We start from the raw sequence: 23,016 nt of genomic DNA, 5'->3' as shown, positions 1-23,016 counted from the left end.
CCAGTTTCGGTCCCAAAAACAACGTAATCGCCCTGTGCCCCGTCTTTCATCACGATCGCTCAGTCCCGTGGACGACCACGCCGGATGCATCGTATTGCACTTGGCAAGTCCTTCCGGCCGGCTGTTTGTGGCAGCCGCCATCCGCACCGCGCGAGAAGTGTAGGGTTGTCAAATTAATTTAGGGAAGTTTTTTAAGATACTGGTGTGACTACCGATTAGCGGCCAGTTGAGAACGCCGCCCGTTTGTGGTGGCGATTGCGCCGCGAGGCCCAACCGATGCGGGTTTCGGCCCGGCCTTTACGTCCTCTGCCACTCTGCCGATAATCGCGCGCCGCGCGTCGCCATTAGCCGGTTTCAAAAGCCGTTTAACGCTTGACTTTAGGCATGCGCCTCTAAAAATCGCCTGCCCGGTCAATCCGCGTGCCTGCTTCCCGCCAACGATTGACCGCGCTCAGGCGGCTGAAAGGGAAAGCTGGCAAACTCACTCGCCTGCGTTCTTATAGTCAACCAAGCAAGGAGCATCGACGTGACCGTAACCGTGACTTCCCGATGGATCGACATTCCCGCCGACGGCGGCAGCTTCCAGGGCTACCTCGCGCTGCCCAAGACGGGGACGGGGCCTGCCGTGATCATCCTGCAGGAGATCTTCGGCGTGAACGCGCATATCCGCAGTGTCGCCGATCAATACGCCGCCGATGGCTATGTCGCGCTCGCGCCCGACGTTTTCTGGCGCACGCAGCCGCGCGTCGAGCTGGGCTACGAAGGCGCGGATCGCGAGAAGGCGATGGAACTGCTGCAAAAGACCAACGTGGATTCGGCCGTCGCGGATGTCGGCGCCGCTGCCAAGGCGTTGCGCGCGCTGCCGGAAGTGAGCGGCAAGGTCGCCGCGATCGGCTATTGCTTCGGCGGCCGGCTCGCGTATCTCGCGGCGGCGCAAGGCTCGGTGGATGCGGCCGTCGCGTACTACGGCGGCGGCATCCAGAATCAGTTGGACAAGGCCGATCAGGTGAAGGCGCCGATTCAGTTCCATTACGGCGAACTCGACGCGCACATTCCCGCCGACGCCGTCGATGCCGTGCGCCAGCGTTTCGCCGGCCGCGCGGACTCGGAACTGTACGTCTACCCGGCCGCCGATCACGGCTTCAACTGCGGCGATCGCGCGTCGTATAACGCGAAGGCGTCGGCGCTCGCGCACGGCCGCACGCTGACGTTCCTCGGCCAGCACCTGTAAGTAGCGAACGCGCGCGGCGCACGCCGCGCGCCGTCATATCAGCGCGGGCAAGCCCTCGACCAGCAGGAACGCGACGAGCACGCCGACGAGCGCCCCGCACGCTCGCAGCACATTGTTCTTGAAGTGCGATGCGCACGGAATGGCGCCTAAGAACAGCGCGCCGGCAAGCGCCATCGGGATGACCAGAATGAAATCGCCGATCGTGAAATACGTCATGGTGCGTCTCCCATCGTCCTGCTTTTCTTGCTCGAATCGTGCCGGCGCAAATGTGCGCATCGACGATTCGAGTATAGGCGGCGGGAGAAAGCGCGTTGCGCCGTCGTCGCGAAACAGGGTTCGCTGAAAACGCCGGAGCCTTGTGACAGAAGGCTCCGCAGCCCGCGTTATTAAGTGGACGCGGTAAAACCCTTAGTTTCGTCCGATTTCATTCTGCTTTCGACGGCGCGCGGATCAGCGCCCGTTCGCGGCCGTTCAGATACGCCGCAGCCGCGACGCCGATCACGAGCAGTCCCGCGATCAACCCGACCACGCCCGGCCAGCCGAAGCCGGTCCAGAAGTGCCCGCCATACGATCCGATCAGGCTCGATCCCAGGTAATACGCCAGCAAATACAGCGCGGCGGCCTGACCTTTCGCCTGCGTCGCGAGCCGGCCGACCCAGCCGCTCGCCACCGAATGTCCCGCGAAGAAGCCGAACGTGAGGCAAGCAATTCCGCCGATGATCACCGGCAGCGACATCGAAAGCGTCAGCGCGATGCCGGTCATCATCAGCACGATCGCGGCGATCAGCACGCGACCGCGGCCGAAGACATCGGCCATCTTGCCCGACCACGGCGACGCGACCACGCCCGTGAGATACACGGTGAAAATGGCGCCGATCTGCGTCTGGTTGAGCCCGAACGGCGCGCCCAGCAGCCGATAGCCGACGTAGTTGTAGACCGTGACGAAGCTGCCCATCAGTACGAAGCCGGTCAGAAAGAGAAACGGCAGCCCGCCGTGCTGCAAATGCCCGACCAGCGAACTGCGGTGATGCGAGAACCCGACGCCGCGCCGAGGCTTGAAGCGTCGCGACGGCGGCAGCAGCGACCGGAACGCGAGCGTCGCGAGCAGTCCGAGCACGCCGATGCCGCCGATCGCCACGCGCCAGCCGAAGAAGTCCGCGAGCACGCCGCTGATCACGCGCCCCGCCATGCCGCCGATCGCCGTGCCGCCGACGTAGAGGCCCATCGCGAGGCCGAGTCCTTCGGGATGCACTTCTTCCGCGAGATAGGCCATCGCGACGGCCGGCACGCCGCCGAGCGCGAAGCCTTCGAGCGCGCGCACGAAAAGTAGCGCGTGCCAGTTCGGCAGCAGCGCCGCGATGACCGTCAGCACCGACGACGCGAGCAGCGACAGCGTCATCAATCGATGACGGCTCCAGCTTTCCGAGACGAATCCCGCGATGAAAATAGCGACGGCCAACGCCGCCGTGCTCACCGACACCGCGAGCGCGCTAACCGCCGGGCTGACACCGAAGCCCTTCGTGAATTCGGGAAGCAGCGGCTGCACGCAGTACAGCAGCGAAAACGTCGCGTAGCCCGCGAAGAGCAACGCGAGCGAAGCTCGCCAGTAGGCCCGCGAGCCGCGCTCGAGGTAAAGATCCGCAGGCGCGGGCGGCACATCCTTGCGCTGCGGCGCGGGTGATGCGTTCACGAATGAAGTCTCCGCTTAAAACCGAAACCCTCAACGATACGCCGTCCGTCAGGGTTTTGCCTGATGCAGCGGCGCATTTCATGTGCCGCTGACAGCAAACATGCGTCGAACGTCTGCGCTGGGCAACATATCGCGGCATTGGGCATCGCGTTTGCGCGTTGCCATAGGCTAAAGTAAGCGCACAATCGTTCATGAAAGCCGCGCAGGTCGCGCTTCCCGCAACAAAGACGCGGCGATTGTCTGGTGCACGCGCCGTCGCAAGCGCGTGCTGTTGGAACATATGACCGGCGTCTCATCGAGCCGGCATGGAAACGGGGTTTCATCATGCAAATCGGTTCGATTGTCCGCTCCGTGCATATTGCCGTGCCTCACGGCGCTCGCGGCATCGTCATGCGCATTCTCGGCGACATGGCCATGGTCGCGTGGTACGCGGGCGAGCCCGGCGTCACGAAGCTCCTGAACACGGAGCCGTTCTTTCTCGAAGACCTGATCGATACGGGCGATATCGTGCGCCCGTCGAACTCGGTCGTTCATTGAGCGGCGTTGTGTCGGCGACCCGAGCGCCGAGTTGAAGCGACGCTGATGCCTTCCGCCGGAAGGCGCACAATGCCGGAATGAACTCAGATCATTCCGACTCAGCCGGCGTCCCCGCTTCCGACGCCGCGCCGCCCTTCGCCGGCCTCACGCCCGAGCGCGTGCTCGACGCCGTGGACAGCGTGCTCATGACCGCCGACGCGCGCACCGACGGCCGGCTGCTCGCGCTCAACAGCTACGAAAACCGCGTGTATCAGGTAGGCGTCGAAGACGGGCCGCCTGTCATCGCGAAGTTTTATCGGCCGGAGCGCTGGTCGAATGAAGCGATTGTCGAAGAACACGCGTTCGTCGCGAGCCTCGCCGCGCGCGAGATTCCGGCGGTTCCGGCTCGCGTCCTTCAAGGCGCGACGCTCCACGAATTCGAAGGCTTTCGCTTCGCCGTCTTCGATCGGCGCGGCGGTCGCGCGCCCGACCTCGACAACCGCGAAACGCTCGAATGGCTCGGACGCTTCATCGGGCGCATTCACGCCGTTGGCGGCATCGAGCCGTATCGCGAGCGGCCGACGCTCGATATTCAAACCTTCGGCTTTGAGCCGCGCGAGTTCCTGCTGACGCATGGCTTCGTGCCCGACGACGTGCGCGAAGCCTACGAGCGCGCCGTATCGATGGCGCTGGACGGCGTCGCGCAATGCTTCGAGCGCGCCGGTGACGTGCGGCATCTGCGCATGCACGGCGACTGCCACCCGAGCAACGTGCTGTGGACGGACGCGGGCCCGCATTTCGTCGATTTCGACGACAGCCGCATGGGACCGGCGATTCAGGACTTGTGGCTTCTGCTGCCGGGCGGCCGCGCCGAAGCGTCGCGTGCGCTCTCCGACTTGCTCGCAGGCTACGAAGATTTCTGTGACTTCGACGAGCGCGAGCTGCATCTGATCGAGGCGCTTCGCACTTTGCGGCTGATCCACTACGCCGCGTGGCTCGCGCGCCGCTGGCACGATCCCGCGTTCCCCGCCGCGTTCCCGTGGTTCAACACGCAGCGTTACTGGGAAGATCGCATCCTCGAGTTGCGCGAGCAGATCGGCGCGATGCAGGAAGGGCCGCTCTGGCCCGTCTGAAATTTTTGGTGACGAAGCGGCGTCTTTCCGCCGCCAGAAAGCATTGTGCCAGGCGTTTCGGCATGCAATGATAACGATTCTCATTTGCCCGCCTTGAACGACTGCGAATCGGTTAGGGCGTGGCGTTGCCGACGAACCCGCCGACTCCGGAGAGACGCTTGAACGCGCCTGACACCCTCACCCCGCCGCCGACGAGCGGCACCGATCGCCACCGTCCGCAAGGACGCCAGATGAACGACGCCGAAGAAGCCGCGCGCAAGAACCGCTCGCGCCGCTCGACGTTTCTGAAATGGCTGCGCAAGGTTCACGGCTGGGTCGGCTTGTGGGGCGCGCTGCTCGGGCTTCTATTCGGCGTGACCGGCTTTCTGCTCAACCACCGCGCGCCGCCGCTGCGCGTCTCGACCGGCGAGCCGCAAGTTTCACAGATGCAGCTTCCGCTGCCCGCGGGCGGTTTCAAATCGCCGCGCGACATGGGCATGTGGCTCAAGAAGGAACTGAAACTCGACGGCAACGTCGGGCGCACGCGGCGCGAGCCGGCGCATCCCGTGGGTTGGGGCGACAAGAGCACGATGCAGCCCGAGCAATGGTCGACGATGATCGCGTCGCCGGGCAGCAGCGTGATGGCGGAGTACTGGGTCGGCAACAACTTCGTCTCGGTGAAGCGCACCGAAAACACCTTTCTCGCGATGCTGACGAACCTTCACAAGGGCGTCGGCCTGAGCGTGGGCTGGGTATTGCTGATCGACACGCTCGCCGGCAGCCTGATTCTTCTGTCGCTCACTGGCGTGCTGCTGTGGACCGAGCTCAACAAGCGGCGCACGGCGGGCGCGGCGATCGTGACGGTGTCGCTCGTCGCGATGATCGTGTGCGGGCTGATGTAAGCGGCAACGGCGGCGTTTTATCGTGCGACCGTCACACCCCGCACACTTCGCCCTTTCCGGCGACTTCACGCGCCGCCTTCGCGCCTTCCACTTGCAGCAGTTCCGGCAGCGACACGCCGTTTTTCGCCGCCGTCACTTCCGCGAGTATCGATACGGCAATTTCCGGCGGCGTCCGGCTGCCGATATAGATGCCGACCGGTCCGTGTAGCCGCGCGAGTTCGGCATCGCTGAGATCGAACTCTTTTAGCCGCTCGCGCCGCGCCGCGTTATTGCGCCGCGAACCGAGCGCGCCGACATAGAACGCCGGCGTCTTCAACGCCTCCATGAGCGCGAGATCGTCGAGCTTCGGATCGTGCGTGAGCGCGATCACCGCGCAACGCTCGTCGAGCTTCATGTCCATCACGGTGTCGTCGGGCATGGTCCGCACGATGGTCGTGCCCGGCACGTCCCACTCGTCGGTGTATTCCTCGCGCGGATCGCACACGGTCACCTGATAGTCGAGCCCGACCGCGATGCTGCACAGATAACGCGACAACTGCCCCGCGCCGATCACGAGCATCCGGTAGCGCGGACCGTGAATTGTCAGCAGCTTCGCGCCGTCGAAGAGCACGCCGTCCGTGGCCTGCGCGGGTTCGAGGCGCGCGGCGCCCGTCGCCATGTCGAGCGTGCGTGCGACGAGCCGCCCGCTTTCCACTGCCGCGCACAGTTGCGCGATGCCGCTCTCGCGCGTGAGCGGCTCCAGCACCAGCTGAATGGTGCCGCCGCACGGCAATCCGAAGCGATGCGCTTCCTCCGCGCTGATGCCGTATTTCACCGCTTCCGGCTTCGACTGCTCGATGCCCCGCTGCCGCACCCGGTCGATCAGATCGTCTTCGATGCACCCGCCCGACACAGAGCCGACCACATGCCCATCGTCGCGCACCGCGAGCATGGCGCCTTCGGGCCGGGGCGACGAGCCCCACGTCTTCACGACCGTGACCAGCAGCGCGCGATACCCTTCCTCGAGCCATCGCGCGCTGTTCTTCAGGACTTCGAGATCCACGCTGTCCATGATTTCTTTCCTTTCTCTTCCTTGTCGGCGTCGGCCGGTTCGTCCGCGACGCCGTTCTGTTCTTGCTGCGCTTCGCCGGCGCCCTGCAACTTCGCGCCGAAACGCTTGAAGAACTCACCCGCGATCTTACGCGCTGCGCCGTCCACGAGCCGCGAGCCGATTTGCGCCAGCTTGCCGCCCACCTGCGCGTGCGCGCTGTAGGTGAGCTTGGTGGTGTCCGCGTCCTCGCCGGGTTCGAGGTTCACTTTCGCCGTGCCCTTGCTGAAGCCTGCCGCGCCGCCCTGCCCTTCGAAGACGATCGTATAGGTATGTGGCGCGTCGATATCCGTCAGTTCCATGCGTCCCTTGAAGCGTGCCTTGACCGGGCCGACGGCGGCAGTCATCCCGACGGCATAGGCATTTTCGCCGTCCGCTTCGATGCTGTCGCAGCCGGGGATGCAGGCTTTCAGCATGGCCGTGTCGTTGAGCGCCTCCCACGCGCGATCCTGCGGCACCGGCAAGGTATGCGTTTCGGTCAGTTCCATTGCGTGTGTCCTCCTGGCATTCGGGGCGCGCCGCGCGCGGAAAGCGCCGCCATTTCCCGCCCGACAGCGGCCAGGCTGTCGAGGTTGTGAGCCGCGAGCATCGCGTCGACGTGCGGCAGGATCGCGCGCACGCCTCGCGCGCGCGGCGTGAAGCCGGCAAATCGCAACAGCGGATTGAGCCACACGAGCCGATGCGCGAAGCGCCTGAGCCGCGCCATTTCGGCATCGAGCACGTCGATGGCCTCGTGATCCAGCCCGTCGGTCACGAGGAGCACGGTCGCGCGGCCCGCGAGCACGCGACGCGCCCAGCGCCGGTTGAATTCCGCGAGCGCCGCGCCGATGCGCGTGCCGCCCGACCAGTCCGCGACTTGCTCGCCTAGCGCGGTCACCGCGACATCGGGATCGCGCTCGCGCAACGCGCGCGTCGCGTTCGTGAGCCGCGTGCCGAACAGGAACACCTGCAAGCGTTCGCGCGATTGCAAAAGCGCGTGACAGTAGTACAGCACGGCGCGCGAATACGCGCTCATCGAACCGGAGATGTCGAGCAGCAGAACCAGCGGCGGCCTGCGTTCCACCACCGCGCGATACTTCCACACGGTCCAGTCACCGCCCGCGCGAACCGCTTGCCGCGCGCTCGCGCGCAAGTCCGCGTGCGTGCCGCGCGACGCCGCCTTGAGCCGGCGCGTCGGCTCGGTCGCGAGCGGCAGCCGGTGCGCGCGAATCTGATGCCGCAACGCGCGCCATTCGTCGGCGGTGAGCGTGTCGAAATCGCGATGACTCAGGCGTTCTTGCGCGCTGAACGACAGCCGCGCGTGCGTCTCTTCGGCCTGCGCTTCGGGCTGCGGCGTTTCGCGCGTGTCGGTGCGCGTCGCGAGGGCATCGGCGAGACGGTTGTTGCGCTTCGGCGGCGGCGCGGCGCTTTGAATCTTCGGCAAGAGCAGCGCGCGCAGCTTGCTTTCCCAATCCGGATCGCGCCAGAAGAGATCGAACGCCGAGTCGAAGATCTCGCGCTCGTCGCTCGCATGAACCAGCAGGCACGCGAGCGCCGCGCGCACGTCGTCGCGGCGGCTTAAGTCGATGAAGCGCAGCGCGTCGAGCGCATCGACCGCCTGCGTCGGCGACATGCCGAGCCCCGCGCCGCGCAGCAAGCGCACGAAGTGCACGACGTTGCGCGCGAACGGTGGCATGGTCACGCTCGCGCCGTCGAAAGGCATTGCGCGAGCGTCGCGGCGTCCATGCGCGCGAGATCGTCCTGATACTTCAGCAGCACGCCGAGCGTGTCCTGCACGGATTGCGGATCGAGTTCGGAGACCGACAACGCCGCGAGCGCGCGGCACCAGTCGATGGTTTCCGCGACGCCCGGCGCCTTGAACAAGTCCATCGTGCGCAACTGATGGACGAACGCGACGGCCCGCGCCTGCAACGCCGCGCCGGCCTCCGGCGCACGCGCCGCGACGATATCGAGTTCGACGTCGCGCGCCGGATAGCCGATCCACTGATACAGACACCGGCGCTTCAACGCATCGTGGACTTCGCGCGTGCGGTTGGACGTCATCACGACGAGCGGCGGCCGCGCCGCGCGCACGGTGCCGTACTCGGGAATCGACACCTGAAAGTCCGACAGCAGTTCCAGCAAGAACGCTTCGAATGGCTCGTCCGCGCGGTCGATCTCGTCGATCAGAAGCACGCGCCGCGCATTCGCGTTCGCGGGATCGGGCAACAACGCCTGCAAGAGCGGCCGCTTCAGCAGAAACTCGCCGCGATACAGCGAATCGTTCGACGGCGTTTCGCCCGCGGCTTCCGCGAGGCGCAGCGCCATGATCTGACGCGGATAGTCCCATTCGTACAGCGCGCTCGCCGTGTCCAGCCCTTCGTAGCATTGCAGACGCAGGAGCGTCGTGCCGTACAAGCCCGCCGCCGCCTTCGCCAGTTCCGTTTTGCCGACGCCCGGCTCGCCTTCCAGAAAGAGCGGGCGCTGCATCTTCAGCGCGAGAAAGAGTGCCGTCGCCAGTTCGCGGCTCGCGAAGTACTGCTGCTCGCGCAGGCGCGCGAGCGTCTCGTCGATGGAAGCCGGTTCGTCGATCATCACGCCGAGAACGACAGCGCGCGTTCGATGGCGCGGCCCGCGAGCACCGGAATGAGATGCGCGCGATACGCGGCGCTCGCGTGCATGTCGTCGTTGAGGCCGTCGGCGGGAATCGTCACGTTGCGCGCGGACGCCACCGAGAAGTCCTTCGACAACGCGGCTTCTAGCTCCTTCGCCCGAAACGCGGAAGGCGCGGCGCCCGTGACGCCGACGCGCACGCCGTCCGCATGCTTCGCGACGAACACGCCGACGAGCGCGAAGTGCGACGCCGGATTGCGGAACTTCTCGTATCCCGCGCGCTCGGCGAGCGGAAACTCGACGGCGGTGATCAGTTCGTCCGGTTCGAGCGCGGTCTCGTACATGCCGAGGAAGAAGTCGTCGGCGGCGATGCGGCGGCGGTCCGTCACGATGATCGCGTTGAGCGCGAGCACGGCGGACGGATAGCAGGCTGCGGGGTCGTCGTTGGCGAGCGAGCCGCCGATGGTGCCGCGCTCGCGCACCTGTCGGTCGCCGATGCGGCTCGCCAGGTCGGCCAAGCCCGGCAGCGCACGTTCCACATCCGCGTTCGCGCCGACTTGCGCGTGGCACATCGCGCCGCCGATGGTTAGCTTGTCGGCATCCAGCGTGACGGTTTTCATCGACGCGATGCGCGTCACATCCACGAGCGCCGACGGCTGCGCGAGCCGCAAACGCATGGTCGGCAGCAAGCTCTGGCCGCCCGCGAGATATTTGGCGTCGCCGTTCGCCGCGAGCGCGGCCACCGCCGCTTGCGCCTCGTCCGGCCGTTGATAGTCGAATGCGTACATATCGGTCTCCGTCAGGCGGTTTCGGCAGTTTGGGCGGTTTGGGCGGCGTGCATCGCGGTCCAGACGCGGTGCGGCGTCGCGGGCATCTGCAAGTCCTTCACGCCGAGCGGCGCGAGCGCATCGAGAATCGCATTGATGACGGCGGGCGGCGAGCCGATCGCGCCCGCTTCGCCGCAGCCCTTCACGCCGAGCGGGTTGTGCGTGCACGGCGTGCCTTTCGCGGTCTCGACGGTGAAGCTCGGCAAGTCGATGGCGTGCGGCATCGCGTAATCCATGAACGAGCCGGAAAGCAGCTGGCCGCTCTCCTTGTCGTACACGCAGCGCTCCAGCATGGCCTGGCCGATGCCCTGCCCCAAGCCACCATGCACCTGGCCTTCCACGATCATCGGATTGATCACGTTGCCGAAATCGTCCACGGCGGTGAACTTCTGGATGCGCGTTTCGCCGGTGTCGCGATCCACTTCCACTTCGCACACGTACGCGCCGGACGGATACGTGAAGTTCGTCGGATCGTAGAATGCGTTTTCGTTGAGGCCAGGCTCCATGGTTTCGAGCGGGAAGTTGTGCGGCACGTACGCGGCGAGCGAGACTTCCGCGAAGCTCTTCGTGCGGTCCGTGCCCGCGACGCGGAACACGCCGTTCGAGAACTCGATGTCTTCGGCCGACGCTTCCAGCAAATGCGCGGCAATCTTCTTCGCCTTCGCTTCCACCTTGTCGAGCGCCTTCATGATGGCCGAGCCGCCGACCGAAATGGACCGCGATCCGTACGTGCCCATGCCGAACGGAATGCGCCCGGTGTCGCCGTGAACGACTTCGACGTTCTCGATTGCGACGCCCAGCCGGTCCGCCACCACTTGCGCGAACGTCGTCTCGTGCCCCTGACCGTGACTGTGCGAGCCGGTGAACACGGTGACGGAGCCCGTCGGATGCACGCGCACTTCGCCTGCTTCGAAAAGGCCTGCCCGCGCGCCGAGCGCGCCCGCGATGTTCGACGGCGCGAGCCCGCACGCCTCGATGTAGCACGAATAGCCGATGCCGCGCAGCTTGCCGTCTTTCTCCGACTGCGCGCGACGCTCGGCGAAACCCGCGACGTCCGCGAGTTCCAGCGCGCGGTTCAGGCACGCGTCGTAGTCGCCGGTGTCGTAGGTCAGGCCGACCGGCGTCGCATACGGAAACTCGCGGATGAAGTTGCGGCGGCGCAGTTCCACCGGATCGATGTTGAGCTCGCGCGCCGCCGTCTCGACGAGCCGTTCGACCACATACGTGGCTTCCGGACGGCCCGCGCCGCGATAGGCATCCACGGGAACGGTGTTCGTGAACACGGCCTTCACTTCGGCGTAGATGGCGGGCGTGGCGTACTGGCCGGCGAGCAGCGTCGCGTAAAGCACGGTCGGCACCGACGACGCAAACGTCGACAAGTACGCGCCCATGTTCGCCGTCGTGTGGACGCGCATCGCGAGGAACTTGCCGTCGTTGTCGAGCGCGAGTTCCGCTTTGGTGACGTGATCGCGGCCGTGCGCGTCGGAGACGAAGGCTTCGGAACGCTCGGCGGTCCATTTGATCGGACGCCCGACTTTTTTCGATGCCCACGTCAGCGCCACGTCTTCCGGATACAGGAAGATCTTCGAGCCGAAGCCGCCGCCTACGTCCGGCGCAATCACCCGCAGCTTGAATTCCGGCAGCGACAGCACGAACGCCGCCATCAACAAACGCTCGACGTGCGGATTCTGATTCGCGACATAGACCGTGTAGCTGTCGTCGTGCTTCGAATAGCTCGCGTTGACGGCGCGCGGCTCGATGGCGTTCGGCACGAGCCGCTGATTCACGATATCGAGCGTCGTCACATGCGCGGCCTGCGCGAACGCGGCGTCGGTGCGCGCCTTGTCGCCGTGGCCCCAGTTGTAGCAGACGTTGTTGGGCACGCTGTCGTGCACGAGCGGCTGGCCCGGGTCGGCGGCGCTGCCCGTATCGACGATAGCGGGCAGTTCTTCGTAATCGACCTCGATCAGTTCGAGCGCATCTTTCGCTTCCTTCACCGATTCCGCGACGACGAGCGCCACCTGATCGCCCACGTGCAGCACTTTGTCGTGCGCGATGACCGGATGCGGCGGCTCGTGCATCGGCGAGCCGTCCGTACTGTGGATCAGCCATCCGCACGGCAAGCCGCCGACGTTCTCGCCTGCGAGATCCTTGCCGGTGAACACGCCGATCACGCCCGGCGACGCCAGCGCCTGCTCGGTATTGATGCCGCGAATGCGCGCGTGCGCATGCGGCGAGCGAAGGAACACGCCATAGCTTTGGCGCGGCAGCACGACGTCGTCGGTGTACTGGCCCGCGCCGGTCAGGAAGCGATAGTCTTCTTTGCGCTTGACGCCAGCGCCGATCAGTTTCTGTTGCTCAGGGGCATTCATCGCGGTCTCCGTGATAGGCGCGATTCATGGTGTCGAAAAGGAACGAGGAAGTCAGGCGCCCGCTTTCATGTTCTGCGCGCCTTCGAGGACCGCCTTCACGATGTTGTGATAGCCCGTGCAGCGGCACAGATTGCCGTCGAGCTGATCGCGGACTTCTTCCTCGGTGAGATCGGGCGATTCGGCTGCGAGCGCGCTCGCGCTCATCACCATGCCGGGCGTGCAGAAGCCGCATTGCAGGCCGTGGCATTCCCTGAACGCCGCCTGCATCGGATGAAGCTGGCCGTCTTTCGACATGCCCTCGATGGTCGTCACGCTCATGCCGTCGGCCTGCGCGGCGAGGATGTTGCACGATTTGATCGCGCGGCCGTCGAGATGAACGGTGCACGCGCCGCACTGCGCGGTATCGCAGCCGATATGCGTGCCGGTCAGCCCGAGGTTTTCGCGGAGAAACTGAACGAGCAGGACATGCGGTTCCACCTTCGCGGTCACGGGTTTGCCGTTGACCGTCAGGCTGATGCTGAGCGTCATTACTGTCTCCTTGTCGACCGCGGCGGGCTTTTCGCCTCGCTACGGTCCTTGCATGATTGCAAGGGGATGGACCAGCCTCAACGTCACTCGGGTCACGCACGTCGCCACGTCTCTACCTGCCCGCGCGTCGCGTCCGGCTGGAATTTCGTGTTATGTGTACGGCGAGTAAAGCACAAATCAGCGGGCGTCGCTATTAGGCGCACGCCCGTGCCGCGCCGGCGACGGACGAAAAAAAACGCCGTCCGGAGGGACGGCGCTCTTTAGCCGAACGATCAGACAAACGCTCAGTGCGTAACGGTTTCGCGCTTCGCGGCCTTCGCGTTCGCGGGCTGCGCCTGAACGCGGCCCAGCGCCGAATGACGGCGCGAGTACACGAAGTAAATCACGAGGCCGATCACGAGCCAGACGACGAACGCAATCCACGTCGTCGCCGTCAGGTTGAGCATCAGGAAGAGGCACGACGCCACCGCGAGAATCGGCACGACGGGAACGCCCGGGCAGCGGAACGCGCGCGGCAGGTCGGGATGCGTGCGGCGCAGGATCAGCACGGCGATGGACACCATCGAGAACGCGGCGAGCGTGCCGATGTTGATCAGCTCGGCCAGCACGTTGAGCGGCACGAGCGCGCCGATCAGGCCGAAGAAGATGCCGACGAGCCACGTCGTGAAGAACGGCGTCGCAAAGCGCGGATGCACGCTCGAGAGCTTCGCGGGGAGCAGTCCGTCACGCGACATCGCGTAGATGATGCGCGTCTGGCCGTAGCTCATCACGAGAATCACGGTGAGCATGCCGAGCACCGCGCCGAGGTCGATGAAACCCGCCACCCAGTTCTGCCCCGCCACTTGCAGCGCGTACGACACCGGATGCGAGATGTGCGCGAACTGCGCTGCCGGCACGATGCCCGTCACCACCGCCGCCACCGCCACGTACAGCACCGCGCACACCGCGAGCGACGAGATGATGCCGATGGGCAGATCGCGCTTCGGGTTCTTCACTTCTTCGGCCGCGGACGACACCGAATCGAAGCCGATGAACGCGAAGAACATGACCGCCGCCGCGCCGAACACGCCCGACCAGCCGTGCGGCATGAACGGATGCCAGTTCGCCGGCGTGACATGGAATACGCCGACCGCGATCACCAGCAGCACGACCGTTACCTTGATCGCGACCATCACGTTGTTGATGCGCGTGGATTCCTTTACGCCGATCGACAGCAGCCACGTAATGACCATCATCACGAGGAACGCGGGCAGGTTGAAGTACGTGACGTGGTCCGGCAGCGCGCCGGGCGCGGCGGTGAGCGCCGTCGGCAGGCTAATGCCGAAGCCCGACAGCAGCGATTGCAGATAGCCCGACCATCCGACCGAAACGGCGGACGTCGCGAGCCCGTATTCGAGCATCAGATCCCAGCCGATGATCCACGCGGCCAGTTCGCCGAGCGTCGCGTACGAATACGTGTAGATGGAACCGGCGACCGGAATGGTCGACGAAAACTCCGCGTAGGCGAGCGCGGCGAAGCAGCAAGCGATGGCCGCGACGATGAACGACACCATCAGCGCGGGCCCGGCCTGCACGGCGCCCGTGCCCGTGAGCACGAAGATGCCGGTGCCGATGATCGCGCCGATGCCGAGAAACGTCAGGTCCAGCGCGCCAAGCGTTTTCTTGAGTGACGTGCTGTGCGCGCCGGCCAGCATGTGCTCGATGTTTTTCTTGCGGAACAACGACATTGCGACAAGTCTCCATGCGGCGCTCGCGCGCCCTGCTGCGGGAAAACCCGACATTCTATCGGAGACTTCGAAATTGCCCAGAAATTGGGCAGCATGCGCAGCGCCGGTGCGTTTTATCTTTTGCAAGATAAAACGCGGGTCAGCCTGCGATCGCTGGGTTCATATCCACAAGGCGGTTCGAGAGGACATAGAACGTGAGTTCGGCGTTGTTGGCCAGCTTCATCTTGTCGAGCAGGCGCGCCCGATACACGCTAACCGTCTTTACCGACAACGACAGCGCGTTCGCGATGTCGGTCAACCGCTTGCCCGATGCCAGCATGCACAGCGTCTGGAACTCGCGGTCCGACAAGTTCTCGTGCGGCATCCGTTCGCTATCCAGCGAGACGTAATTGGCGAGCGCCTCCGCCATTTCCGGGCTGACGTACTTCCGGCCGGCGGCGACCTGTTGAACCGCGCGGATCATCAGCGCCGGGTCCGCCGTCTTCGAGAGATAACCTGCCGCGCCGGCCTTCAGCGCGCGCACCGCATACTGGTCTTCGCGATACATGGAGAACATGAGCACCGGCAGACGCGGCGCGTCGCGCTTCAGGCGCTTCAGGACGTCGAGGCCGGTCGTATCGGGTAGCGAGATGTCGAGGAGCGCGACGTCGAAAGAGACGCGCGCAGCGAGCGCCAGCGCCTGCGCGCCCGTTTCCGCTTCGCTGACCTCCGACGCGACGCCGCGCTCCAGCAGCAATTGCGCGACGCCACGGCGCACGATGGCGTGATCGTCGGCGAGAAGAATCTTGAGCGCCATGCGCGCGCTCAGTCGTTGACCGCGCGCAGCGCGGCGCGCGGCGCGGCCGTCCACGGGAGGCGCGCGCGCACGCAGGTCCCGCCCGTCTTCGATGCGCCCACGCGCAGCGTGCCGCCGAACGCCTCGCAGCGAGAGCGCATGCTCGCGAACCCGAGCCGCCCGGCTTTGCGGCGCGCAACGGGCGTGATGCCGATGCCGTCGTCCTCCACGACGAGCGTGAGCGCGTCGTCGTCGGCTGCGAGCGTCACGTTCGCGCGCGTCGCATGCGCGTGCCGCGCGACGTTGTTTAGTGCTTCCTGCGTGATGCGAAAGAACGCATGGGACAGACCCTGCGGCAAACGCTTCGCGTAGATTTCAACTGAACAAGATAAGTTAACGGAGAGACCGGCGCGCGCGCCGAAGGTTGCGAGCCATTCTGCGAGCGCGGCGGGAAGACCGTCGTCGAGCGCCGGCGCGTGCAGGCCCTCCACGATCCTGTGGTTGGACGCAGCGACTTCGGCGAGACATTCGCGCGCCTGGCGCAGCGCTTCTGTGCAGGCAGCGGGCGCATCGGCGGGCAGCAGATATTCGGCGCGCGCTACTGCGAGGTTCGCAGCGGTGAGAATGGCGCCTGCTTCGTCGTGCAGGTCGGCGGCGATGCTGCGGCGAACGCGCTCATCGGCCGCGCAGACTTGCGAAGCGAGATCCCGTACGCGGGCGCGCAGGCGCTCGACCTCGCGGTCGCTTTCCAGCTTGGCGTCGAATAGAGCGGAAAACGGTAAGCCGGATGCCTCCGGCGTCGCTGACGACACACCGCGCACGGTGGCGCAGGACGTTGCACGCTGATCCAGTCCGATCAGGGCCGACGGGTTCATTTTTCCTCGCTTTGAGCGCAACTTGAGCTACGTCCTCGGCAGACCACGAGTCGGCGTAACTAAATTTACACTCTGTAACATGGAAATCGGACGATGCAGGCTTTGCGCATCGCTTCGACGTGACCGCATCATATCTCAAAAATATGATTAATCCATGTCCGACAAGGCTGCGGCGGGAGAACTTCATGTCGATTAGTAACAGCAGTGCGGCCGAACCGCCAAGAATGCCTGTCCGCAGATGTAACAAGTTGCCCGCAAGCACGCGAAAAAAAACCGGAGCGATCTGCCCCGGCTTCTTTTCGAACAAGCCAACCACGAATCAGCCGACGAACGCCTTCTCGACGACGTAATGCCCCGGATGGTTGTTGCTGCCTTCCTGGAAGCCCAGTGAGTCGAGCAACTGGCGCGTGTCGCGCAGCATGTGCGGGCTGCCGCAGAGCATCACGCGGTCGTTTTCGATCGAGAACGGCTCCACCGACAGATCCGAGAACAGCTTCTTCGTCTCGATCAGGTCGGTGATGCGGCCGCGGTTCGCGAATTCTTCGCGCGTCACGGTCGGGTAATAGACGAGCTTCTCCGAAACGATCTCGCCGATGTGCTCGTGCGCCGGCAGGTGCTCCGTGATGAAGTCCTTGTACGCGAGTTCATCGACGAAGCGGCACGTATGCGTCAGCACGATCTTTTCGTAGCGGTCGTAGACGTCCGGGTCCTTGATGATCGACATGAACGGCGCGAGGCCGGTGCCAGTGGAAAGCAGCCACAGCGTCTTGCCCGGCAGCAGGTTGTCCGCGACCAGCGTGCCCGTCGGCTTCTTGCCGATCAGCACGGAATCGCCGACCTTCAGGTGCTGCAGACGCGAAGTCAGCGGGCCGTCCGGCACCTTGATGCTTAAGAATTCGAGATGCTCTTCGTAGTTCGCGCTCGCGAGGCTGTAGGCGCGCAGAAGCGGCTTGCCGTCGACTTCGAGGCCCACCATCGTGAACTGGCCGTTCTCAAAGCGGAACGAGGCGTCGCGAGTGCAGGTGAAACTGAAAAGCGTGTCGGTCCAGTGGTGGACGCTCAGAACGGTTTGAGAGTTGAGGTTGCTCATGGCTTCTTGGACTATGCGAAAACGGTGACGCTCACGGCCGGAACGCCGGAACGCGGGTCGCTCGACGCCGCGCGAAAGGACGAGCGGCTGGCGCTTTCGTCCGAACTTTCGGCTCTGTGCGGCGTGTTTGCGGCAGGCCCGCGTCGGCAGTCGTGCAGCCGGGCGTTGCATGGGCGCAATCGGCTATTCTAACTCGATAGCCGCGAAGCGTCCTCGGGCCGGATCGCCAGCAGCGCGTGACGATCCGCCACGCGCCGCCGAATGTGCTCGCTGCCGGTCAGCAGCGAATGAACCGCCAGCGCGCATGATAGCAACCGCAGCCGAGCCGCTTCCGAATCACCCTTCTGACGGAAGGCGGCTGCAAGACGTTCAGATGCGCTGATCCGTCGACGGCTTTTCCCACAGATTGATGCCGCCTTCCTGCGCGTACTTGTCAATTTCCGCGAGTTCTTCCTGGCTGAACTCCAGATTCTTCAACGCGCCGACGTTTTCGGTGACTTGCTCCGCGCGGCTCGCGCCGATCAGCACCGAGGTCACGCGCCCGCCGCGCAGCGCCCACGCCAGCGCCATTTGCGCGAGGCTTTGGCCGCGCCGCTGCGCCAGCTCGTTCAGCTTGCGCACGTGCTCCAGATTTTCCTGGCTCAGGTGTTCCTGCTTGAGCGATCCGCCGCCCGGCTTGTTGACACGCGCATCCTGCGGCACGCCGTTCAGATACTTGCTCGTCAGCAGCCCTTGCGCGAGCGGCGTGAACGCGATGCTGCCCGCGCCGATTTCATCGAGCGTATCCAGCAGTTCTTCTTCGATCCAGCGGTTCAGCATGTTGTACGACGGCTGATGGATCAAAAGCGGCACCTTGTGCTCGGCGAGCAGCTTGGCCATTTCGCGCGTCTTGGACGCCGAATACGACGAGATGCCGACATACAGCGCCTTGCCCGAATGCACGGCGGTCGCGAGCGCGCCGGCGGTCTCTTCGAGCGGCGTATCGGCATCGAAGCGATGCGAGTAGAAGATATCGACGTAATCCAGCCCCATGCGCTTCAGGCTCTGGTCCAGGCTCGCGAGCACGTACTTGCGCGAGCCGCCGCCCTGTCCGTACGGACCGGGCCACATGTCCCAGCCGGCTTTCGTCGAAATCAGCAGTTCGTCGCGATACGGCTTGAAGTCGTCCTTGAAGAGACGTCCGAAGTTGGCTTCCGCGCTGCCGTACGGCGGCCCGTAATTGTTCGCCAGGTCGAAATGGGTGACGCCGAGATCGAACGCGGTGCGCAGGATGTCGCGTTGCGTCGAAATGGGCGTGGTGTCGCCGAAGTTATGCCAGAGACCGAGCGACAACGCCGGCAGTTTGAGACCGGATTTGCCGCACGTGCGGTATTGCATCTGCGAGGAGTAACGCTCGGATGCTGCTTCGTAAGCCATGACAGTTTTCCTTTGCGAGTGGCGGTTTTGGACTAACTTTGACAATCGTGAAGCCGGTGGATGCGCGCCGCTGCTCTATGCTCGCGAATCGACCAAAGCCGTCAATGTTAAGGCAATCGGCGACGGCGCGAGCGCCGGGCATACGTGTCCCGATATGCGGGAGCACGCGGCGCGCCGTCCCGTCAACGCACACCTCGCACAAGGAGTACTCAATGAATTCAATCGACAAATTGCGCCCGGCCTACGACTTCATGCTCACGCTCGGGCTGACGTACGGCATCAACATTCTGATGGCGATCCTGATCGTCGCCGTCGGCTGGTGGATCTCGAACATCGTCGCCAACGCGCTGCGGCGCACGCTCAACCGCACGAACGTCGATGCCACGCTGACGCCGGTGCTCGCCAGTCTCGTGATGTGGGCGATACGCGTGGTCGCCATCGTCGCGGCGCTCGGCAAGTTCGGCATTGCGGCGGCGAGCATCCTGACCGTGCTCGGCGCGGCGGGGCTTGCCATCGGACTGGCGCTGCAGGGCACGCTGCAAAACATCGCAGCCGGTTTGATGTTGCTGCTACTGCGGCCGTTTCGCGTCGGTGACTATATCGAGGGTATCGGCGTGACGGCGGGTACGGTGAACGAGATCGGTCTATTCACGACGCGGCTCACGAAGGCCGACGGCGTCGTCATGTACGTGCCGAACAGCATCATCTGGGCGAATCCGGTGACCAATTTCAGCGCGAACGAAAACCGGCGCGTGGTGCTCAATTTCCTCGTGCAGCACGGTCAGGATGTCGAGCGCGTGCTGTCGGAACTGCGCAGGCTCGTCACGGGCGATGCGCGCATCGTGCAGGACGGCGCGTCGGCGCCGTGGATCGCCGTCACGGATTACACCGATACCGGCGTGAAGTTCAACGTCGGCGTGTGGACGCGCGCAAGCGACCATCCGGCCGTGCAGGCCGACTTGCTGCGCCAGATTCAGCCGCTCACGCGCGTGCCGGTCGCGGCGTGACTTCGACCTGACTGGACGCCCTGCGGCGTGCCTTGTAAGCTGGCGCGCCCTATCTCAGAACCCGCGAGGACACTTCATGACCCGAGCGATTTCCTTGGCCTTGCTCGTCGGCGGCATCGTGCTTTTGTACTTCGGCGGACAGTCGTTTCACTCGTTGAGCAACGACGTGTCGCGCTTCTTCACGGGCTCGCCGACTAACAAGACGATCTGGCTGATCGCGGGCGGCATTGTCGCGTCGCTCGCGGGGCTGATCGGGCTCGCGCTGCCCTCGAAACGCTGAACGCTGAACAATCAGACGAGCGCGACTTCCGGCTTCGACGCGGATCGCGTGCCCGGCAACGCCGCGTTGCTTGCGCCGCGATACGTGTAGACGAGCGAGAACTTCACCTGATCGGTGAGATTCTTGCCTGCGGAATGCAGCGTGTTGCAGTGAAAGAACACGACATCGCCCTTCGCCAGCTTGGGCGAAACCGCCGTGCGAATCAGCGCCGTGTTTTCCGGCAAATCGGCGCGGAAGAATTTCGCGTCGTCGAACCGGTCCGACGTGAACGCGAGCTTGTGGGAACGCGGCACGAACCACAGCGCGCCGTTTTCGACGGTTTCATCGCCGAGCGCGACCCACGCGGAAACCAGATCGTCACGCTCGAACGCCCAGTAACGCACGTCGCGATGCCAGCCCGTCAGGCTGCCGTACGCCGGGTGCTTCGTCATCACGCAGTTGTGATGCGCGCGCGAGAGATACGGCGTCTCGCCGAAGTACAACTCCATCCAGCCGCGCACTTCTGGCGATGTCGCAAACTCCGCGAATAGCGGATGGCGCCCGTACGCGTCCAGAAGCCGCCGCACGGTATGTCCACCCGGCGCGTGCTTCGATTCCGGCGCGCCGGGATACTTCAGGTCGGCTTCGTATTCGAGCGGCGCGGCGGCTTCGGCCAGTTGCCGCTGCGCGACGTCGCGCAACGCATCGCAGCGCGCGTCGGACACCAGCCCCTTCACGATGACGAAGCCTATTTGGCGCAGCTCGTGCACCTGATCACTCTTCGATTTCAGCGACGTTTGTTCAGACATGTTCGTTTCAGCCTCAGCGCGGCTTCGATATCGCCTCATGCAGCCAGCGCAATACCCGAAATTGGGGCGAATACGGGCATTGTAAGTCGCGCGAGCCGCGAAGGCGCTCGCAGCATGGCTCGCGCGCCGCGCCATAAGCGACTGCTTCAGTAGCCGGCAGGGAAAACGCGGACTTACGACAGTCACGCACGTCCGGTACATTGGCCGCATCGTTTCGGTGCAACTTCGCGGCCGACGTTGAATCGAAGCCTGGAACGCTATTTTTGAGACGACTACTGTCGAGTTTGCCACCACGCAGACGAACCTATCGCCGACATGAACCACCGAATCGCTAAGGGCCTTCGACGCGCCGCATCTCGTGCGGCTCGGCCCGCCCGGCGCGGCATGATCCGCGCGTTGCGACATCATTCCGCCCGCACGCAGGCGCTTGCGCCGCAAGCCACCGCGCGTCCGGTCGATGGCATCCGCTCCTGGTTTCGCGGATTCTTTCTGAATCTCCGTGCACGCGCCGCCTCGCGCGACGTGTCGCTGCGCACGCTGCTGCACCGCCCGATGCAACTGCGCGCGCCATCGCCGAAGCCGCGAGCGGCCGCGCTGACGAGCCGCCGGCCGCGTCGCACGTCGGCCACCAGCCCCGGCTGGTACGCGTTCGCGGTGCGCTGAAGAAAGACGCGCGTCGCCCAAAAAGAAAAACCGGCAGGCGCGATGCCTGCCGGTTTTTTCTTTGTCGCGCCTGAAGCTTACGCCACGCGCACCACCGGCTCGGTGCCGGCGGCTTCGGCCAGCAACAGCGCCTTATCCGCGGCTTCCCACGAGAATTCCGGCTCTTCGCGGCCGAAGTGACCGTACGCCGCCGACTTTTCGTAGATCGGGCGCAGCAGGTCGAGCATCTGGATGATGCCCTTCGGACGCAGATCGAAATGTTCAAGCACGAGCTTGGTGATCTCGGCATCCGACACGCGGCCGGTTCCGAACGTGTTCACCATCACCAAAGTCGGACGCGCGACGCCGATGGCGTACGACACCTGAATCAGGCAGCGCGACGCCAGACCGGCCGCGACCACGTTCTTCGCGACATAACGGCCCGCGTAAGCGGCCGAGCGGTCCACCTTCGACGGGTCCTTGCCCGAGAACGCGCCGCCGCCGTGCGGAGCCGCGCCGCCGTACGTATCGACGATGATTTTGCGGCCCGTCAGACCGCAGTCGCCTTGCGGACCGCCAATCACGAACCGGCCCGTCGGGTTCACCAGGAACTTGATGTCGCCCTTGATGAGTTCCTTCGGCAGCGTCGGCTTGATGACTTCTTCGATCACGGCTTCGCGCAGTTGCGGCAGCTCGATATCCGGCGCGTGCTGCGTCGAAAGCACGACGGTGTCGATGGAGTGCGGCTTGCCATCCACGTAGCGCACGGTGACTTGCGACTTCGCGTCCGGACGCAGCCACGGCAGACGGCCGTCGCGGCGCAGATTCGCCTGACGCTCGACGAGACGGTGCGACAGGTGAATGGGCAGCGGCATGAGTTCGGGCGTTTCGTCGCACGCGTAACCGAACATGAGGCCCTGGTCGCCCGCGCCCTGGTCGAGATTGTCGTCGTGCGCCTTGTTCACGCCTTGCGCGATATCCGGCGATTGCTTGTCGTACGCGACGAGCACCGCGCAGCCGCGATAGTCGATGCCGTAGTCCGTGTTGTCGTAACCGATGCGCTTGATGGTGTCCCGCGCGATCTGGATGTAATCGACGTTCGCGGTGGTCGTGATTTCGCCCGCGAGGACGACGAGACCGGTATTGCAGAGGGTTTCCGCCGCGACGCGCGAGTATTTGTCCTGAGACAGGATGGCGTCGAGAATGGCGTCGGAGATTTGGTCGGCGACCTTGTCCGGGTGGCCTTCGGAAACGGATTCGGAGGTAAACAGGTAGTCGTTCGACACGCTTCAGACTCCAATTGAGTACGGTTGAGATTCACGTAGCCGACTTCGTTTGGAGTCTGAAGCGGCGACGCTTTAGCGGATGTCCTTTCTCCGTCCTGAAACCTGATGCACGCGATGCATGCATCTGGCTCTGGCCGGCTTCGCCCCGCAAGTTGTCCATTAACTCGGCGAAGCCCGTATTATACCGGTTTCCCGTGTTTTTACAGAGTCGAACGCTTGTCGTCATTCGTCCCGCGCTTATCCTCCGCCGGTAGCCGCCGCCCGTATGTTCGC

General features: G+C 64.7%; 23 protein-coding genes. 7 read left to right on the top strand and 16 right to left on the bottom strand.

Annotated elements, in window-relative coordinates; all coding sequences use genetic code 11:
- The first annotated feature begins 526 nt into the window (after nt 1-526).
- Nucleotides 527-1,231, top strand: coding sequence for a dienelactone hydrolase family protein (locus HWX53_RS01545; RefSeq protein WP_175938814.1), 705 nt, complete (start codon nt 527-529; stop codon nt 1,229-1,231).
- A gap of 33 nt (nt 1,232-1,264) precedes the next feature.
- On the opposite strand, the gene HWX53_RS01540 is transcribed toward HWX53_RS01545, so the two are convergent.
- A complete protein-coding gene (locus HWX53_RS01540; protein WP_175938812.1) occupies nt 1,265-1,447 on the bottom strand; it encodes a hypothetical protein in 183 nt (60 codons plus the stop codon).
- A gap of 208 nt (nt 1,448-1,655) precedes the next feature.
- Nucleotides 1,656-2,921 carry an MFS transporter gene (locus HWX53_RS01535; protein WP_175938810.1) on the bottom strand — a complete coding sequence of 422 codons (1,266 nt, stop codon included), beginning with the start codon at nt 2,919-2,921 and terminating at the stop codon, nt 1,656-1,658.
- A 324-nt stretch (nt 2,922-3,245) separates the two neighbouring features.
- On the opposite strand from HWX53_RS01535, the gene HWX53_RS01530 reads away from it, so the two are divergent.
- The 3 genes from HWX53_RS01530 to HWX53_RS01520 all read left to right on the top strand — a co-directional run bounded on the left by HWX53_RS01530 (nt 3,246) and on the right by HWX53_RS01520 (nt 5,451).
- Complete coding sequence (locus tag HWX53_RS01530) at nt 3,246-3,458, top strand: hypothetical protein (RefSeq protein ID WP_175938808.1); 213 nt, start codon at nt 3,246-3,248, stop codon at nt 3,456-3,458.
- 77 nt (nt 3,459-3,535) lie between these two features.
- Nucleotides 3,536-4,570, top strand: coding sequence for a serine/threonine protein kinase (locus tag HWX53_RS01525; RefSeq protein WP_175938806.1), 1,035 nt, complete (start codon nt 3,536-3,538; stop codon nt 4,568-4,570).
- Between the two features lie 230 nt (nt 4,571-4,800).
- Entirely contained in the window at nt 4,801-5,451 is a 651-nt protein-coding gene (locus HWX53_RS01520) for a PepSY-associated TM helix domain-containing protein (protein ID WP_347879140.1), read from the top strand.
- A 31-nt stretch (nt 5,452-5,482) separates the two neighbouring features.
- Here the strand turns inward: HWX53_RS01520 and HWX53_RS01515 are convergent, their stop codons facing one another.
- From HWX53_RS01515 to mgrA, 12 genes are all read right to left on the bottom strand, one after another.
- A complete protein-coding gene (locus HWX53_RS01515; protein ID WP_175938801.1) occupies nt 5,483-6,502 on the bottom strand; it encodes an XdhC family protein in 1,020 nt (339 codons plus the stop codon).
- On the bottom strand, nt 6,475-7,026 hold the full coding sequence (locus HWX53_RS01510) for a carbon monoxide dehydrogenase subunit G (RefSeq protein ID WP_175938799.1): 552 nt from the start codon (nt 7,024-7,026) through the stop codon (nt 6,475-6,477). Before HWX53_RS01510 ends, HWX53_RS01515 begins: the two co-directional genes overlap by 28 nt.
- Nucleotides 7,017-8,213 (bottom strand): VWA domain-containing protein, encoded by a 1,197-nt coding sequence (locus HWX53_RS01505; RefSeq protein ID WP_347879139.1) that lies wholly within the window; start codon nt 8,211-8,213, stop codon nt 7,017-7,019. The genes HWX53_RS01510 and HWX53_RS01505 overlap by 10 nt, the downstream gene beginning before the upstream one ends.
- Before the next feature lie 2 nt (nt 8,214-8,215).
- A complete protein-coding gene (locus tag HWX53_RS01500; RefSeq protein ID WP_175938795.1) occupies nt 8,216-9,112 on the bottom strand; it encodes a MoxR family ATPase in 897 nt (298 codons plus the stop codon).
- Entirely contained in the window at nt 9,112-9,918 is an 807-nt protein-coding gene (locus HWX53_RS01495; protein WP_175938793.1) for a xanthine dehydrogenase family protein subunit M, read from the bottom strand. Before HWX53_RS01495 ends, HWX53_RS01500 begins: the two co-directional genes overlap by 1 nt.
- Before the next feature lie 11 nt (nt 9,919-9,929).
- Nucleotides 9,930-12,329 (bottom strand): xanthine dehydrogenase family protein molybdopterin-binding subunit, encoded by a 2,400-nt coding sequence (locus tag HWX53_RS01490; RefSeq protein WP_175938791.1) that lies wholly within the window; start codon nt 12,327-12,329, stop codon nt 9,930-9,932.
- 51 nt (nt 12,330-12,380) lie between these two features.
- Entirely contained in the window at nt 12,381-12,857 is a 477-nt protein-coding gene (locus tag HWX53_RS01485; protein ID WP_175938789.1) for a (2Fe-2S)-binding protein, read from the bottom strand.
- A 284-nt stretch (nt 12,858-13,141) separates the two neighbouring features.
- Nucleotides 13,142-14,584 (bottom strand): amino acid permease, encoded by a 1,443-nt coding sequence (locus HWX53_RS01480; RefSeq protein WP_175938787.1) that lies wholly within the window; start codon nt 14,582-14,584, stop codon nt 13,142-13,144.
- Nucleotides 14,585-14,723: 139 nt separating this feature from the next.
- The gene (gene rqpR / locus HWX53_RS01475) at nt 14,724-15,380 is read right to left on the bottom strand and encodes a response regulator transcription factor RqpR (protein ID WP_175938785.1); all 657 of its coding nucleotides are present in this window, start codon (nt 15,378-15,380) and stop codon (nt 14,724-14,726) included.
- A gap of 8 nt (nt 15,381-15,388) precedes the next feature.
- Entirely contained in the window at nt 15,389-16,234 is an 846-nt protein-coding gene (locus HWX53_RS01470; protein WP_175938783.1) for a sensor histidine kinase, read from the bottom strand.
- 319 nt (nt 16,235-16,553) lie between these two features.
- Nucleotides 16,554-17,324 carry a ferredoxin--NADP reductase gene (locus HWX53_RS01465; protein ID WP_175938781.1) on the bottom strand — a complete coding sequence of 257 codons (771 nt, stop codon included), beginning with the start codon at nt 17,322-17,324 and terminating at the stop codon, nt 16,554-16,556.
- A 369-nt stretch (nt 17,325-17,693) separates the two neighbouring features.
- Complete coding sequence (gene mgrA / locus HWX53_RS01460) at nt 17,694-18,740, bottom strand: L-glyceraldehyde 3-phosphate reductase (protein WP_175938779.1); 1,047 nt, start codon at nt 18,738-18,740, stop codon at nt 17,694-17,696.
- 212 nt (nt 18,741-18,952) lie between these two features.
- Here mgrA and HWX53_RS01455 point away from each other — a divergent pair, with 212 nt between their 5' ends.
- Together HWX53_RS01455 and HWX53_RS01450 are read left to right on the top strand one after the other, a co-directional pair.
- Complete coding sequence (locus tag HWX53_RS01455; RefSeq protein ID WP_175938777.1) at nt 18,953-19,747, top strand: mechanosensitive ion channel domain-containing protein; 795 nt, start codon at nt 18,953-18,955, stop codon at nt 19,745-19,747.
- Nucleotides 19,748-19,823: 76 nt separating this feature from the next.
- Nucleotides 19,824-20,027, top strand: coding sequence for a DUF3185 family protein (locus HWX53_RS01450; RefSeq protein WP_175938776.1), 204 nt, complete (start codon nt 19,824-19,826; stop codon nt 20,025-20,027).
- Nucleotides 20,028-20,038: 11 nt separating this feature from the next.
- On the opposite strand, the gene HWX53_RS01445 is transcribed toward HWX53_RS01450, so the two are convergent.
- A complete protein-coding gene (locus tag HWX53_RS01445; protein WP_175938773.1) occupies nt 20,039-20,815 on the bottom strand; it encodes a phytanoyl-CoA dioxygenase family protein in 777 nt (258 codons plus the stop codon).
- Between the two features lie 315 nt (nt 20,816-21,130).
- On the opposite strand from HWX53_RS01445, the gene HWX53_RS01440 reads away from it, so the two are divergent.
- Complete coding sequence (locus tag HWX53_RS01440) at nt 21,131-21,478, top strand: hypothetical protein (protein ID WP_175938771.1); 348 nt, start codon at nt 21,131-21,133, stop codon at nt 21,476-21,478.
- A 77-nt stretch (nt 21,479-21,555) separates the two neighbouring features.
- Here HWX53_RS01440 and metK read toward each other — a convergent pair whose 3' ends face one another.
- Nucleotides 21,556-22,743 (bottom strand): methionine adenosyltransferase, encoded by a 1,188-nt coding sequence (gene metK / locus HWX53_RS01435; RefSeq protein WP_175938769.1) that lies wholly within the window; start codon nt 22,741-22,743, stop codon nt 21,556-21,558.
- Nucleotides 22,744-23,016: the final 273 nt, after the last annotated feature.

The sequence above is a fragment of the Caballeronia sp. BCC1704 genome (assembly GCF_902833455.1).
Lineage (GTDB): Bacteria > Pseudomonadota > Gammaproteobacteria > Burkholderiales > Burkholderiaceae > Caballeronia.
This window is presented reverse-complemented; position numbering and strand designations above follow the sequence as displayed.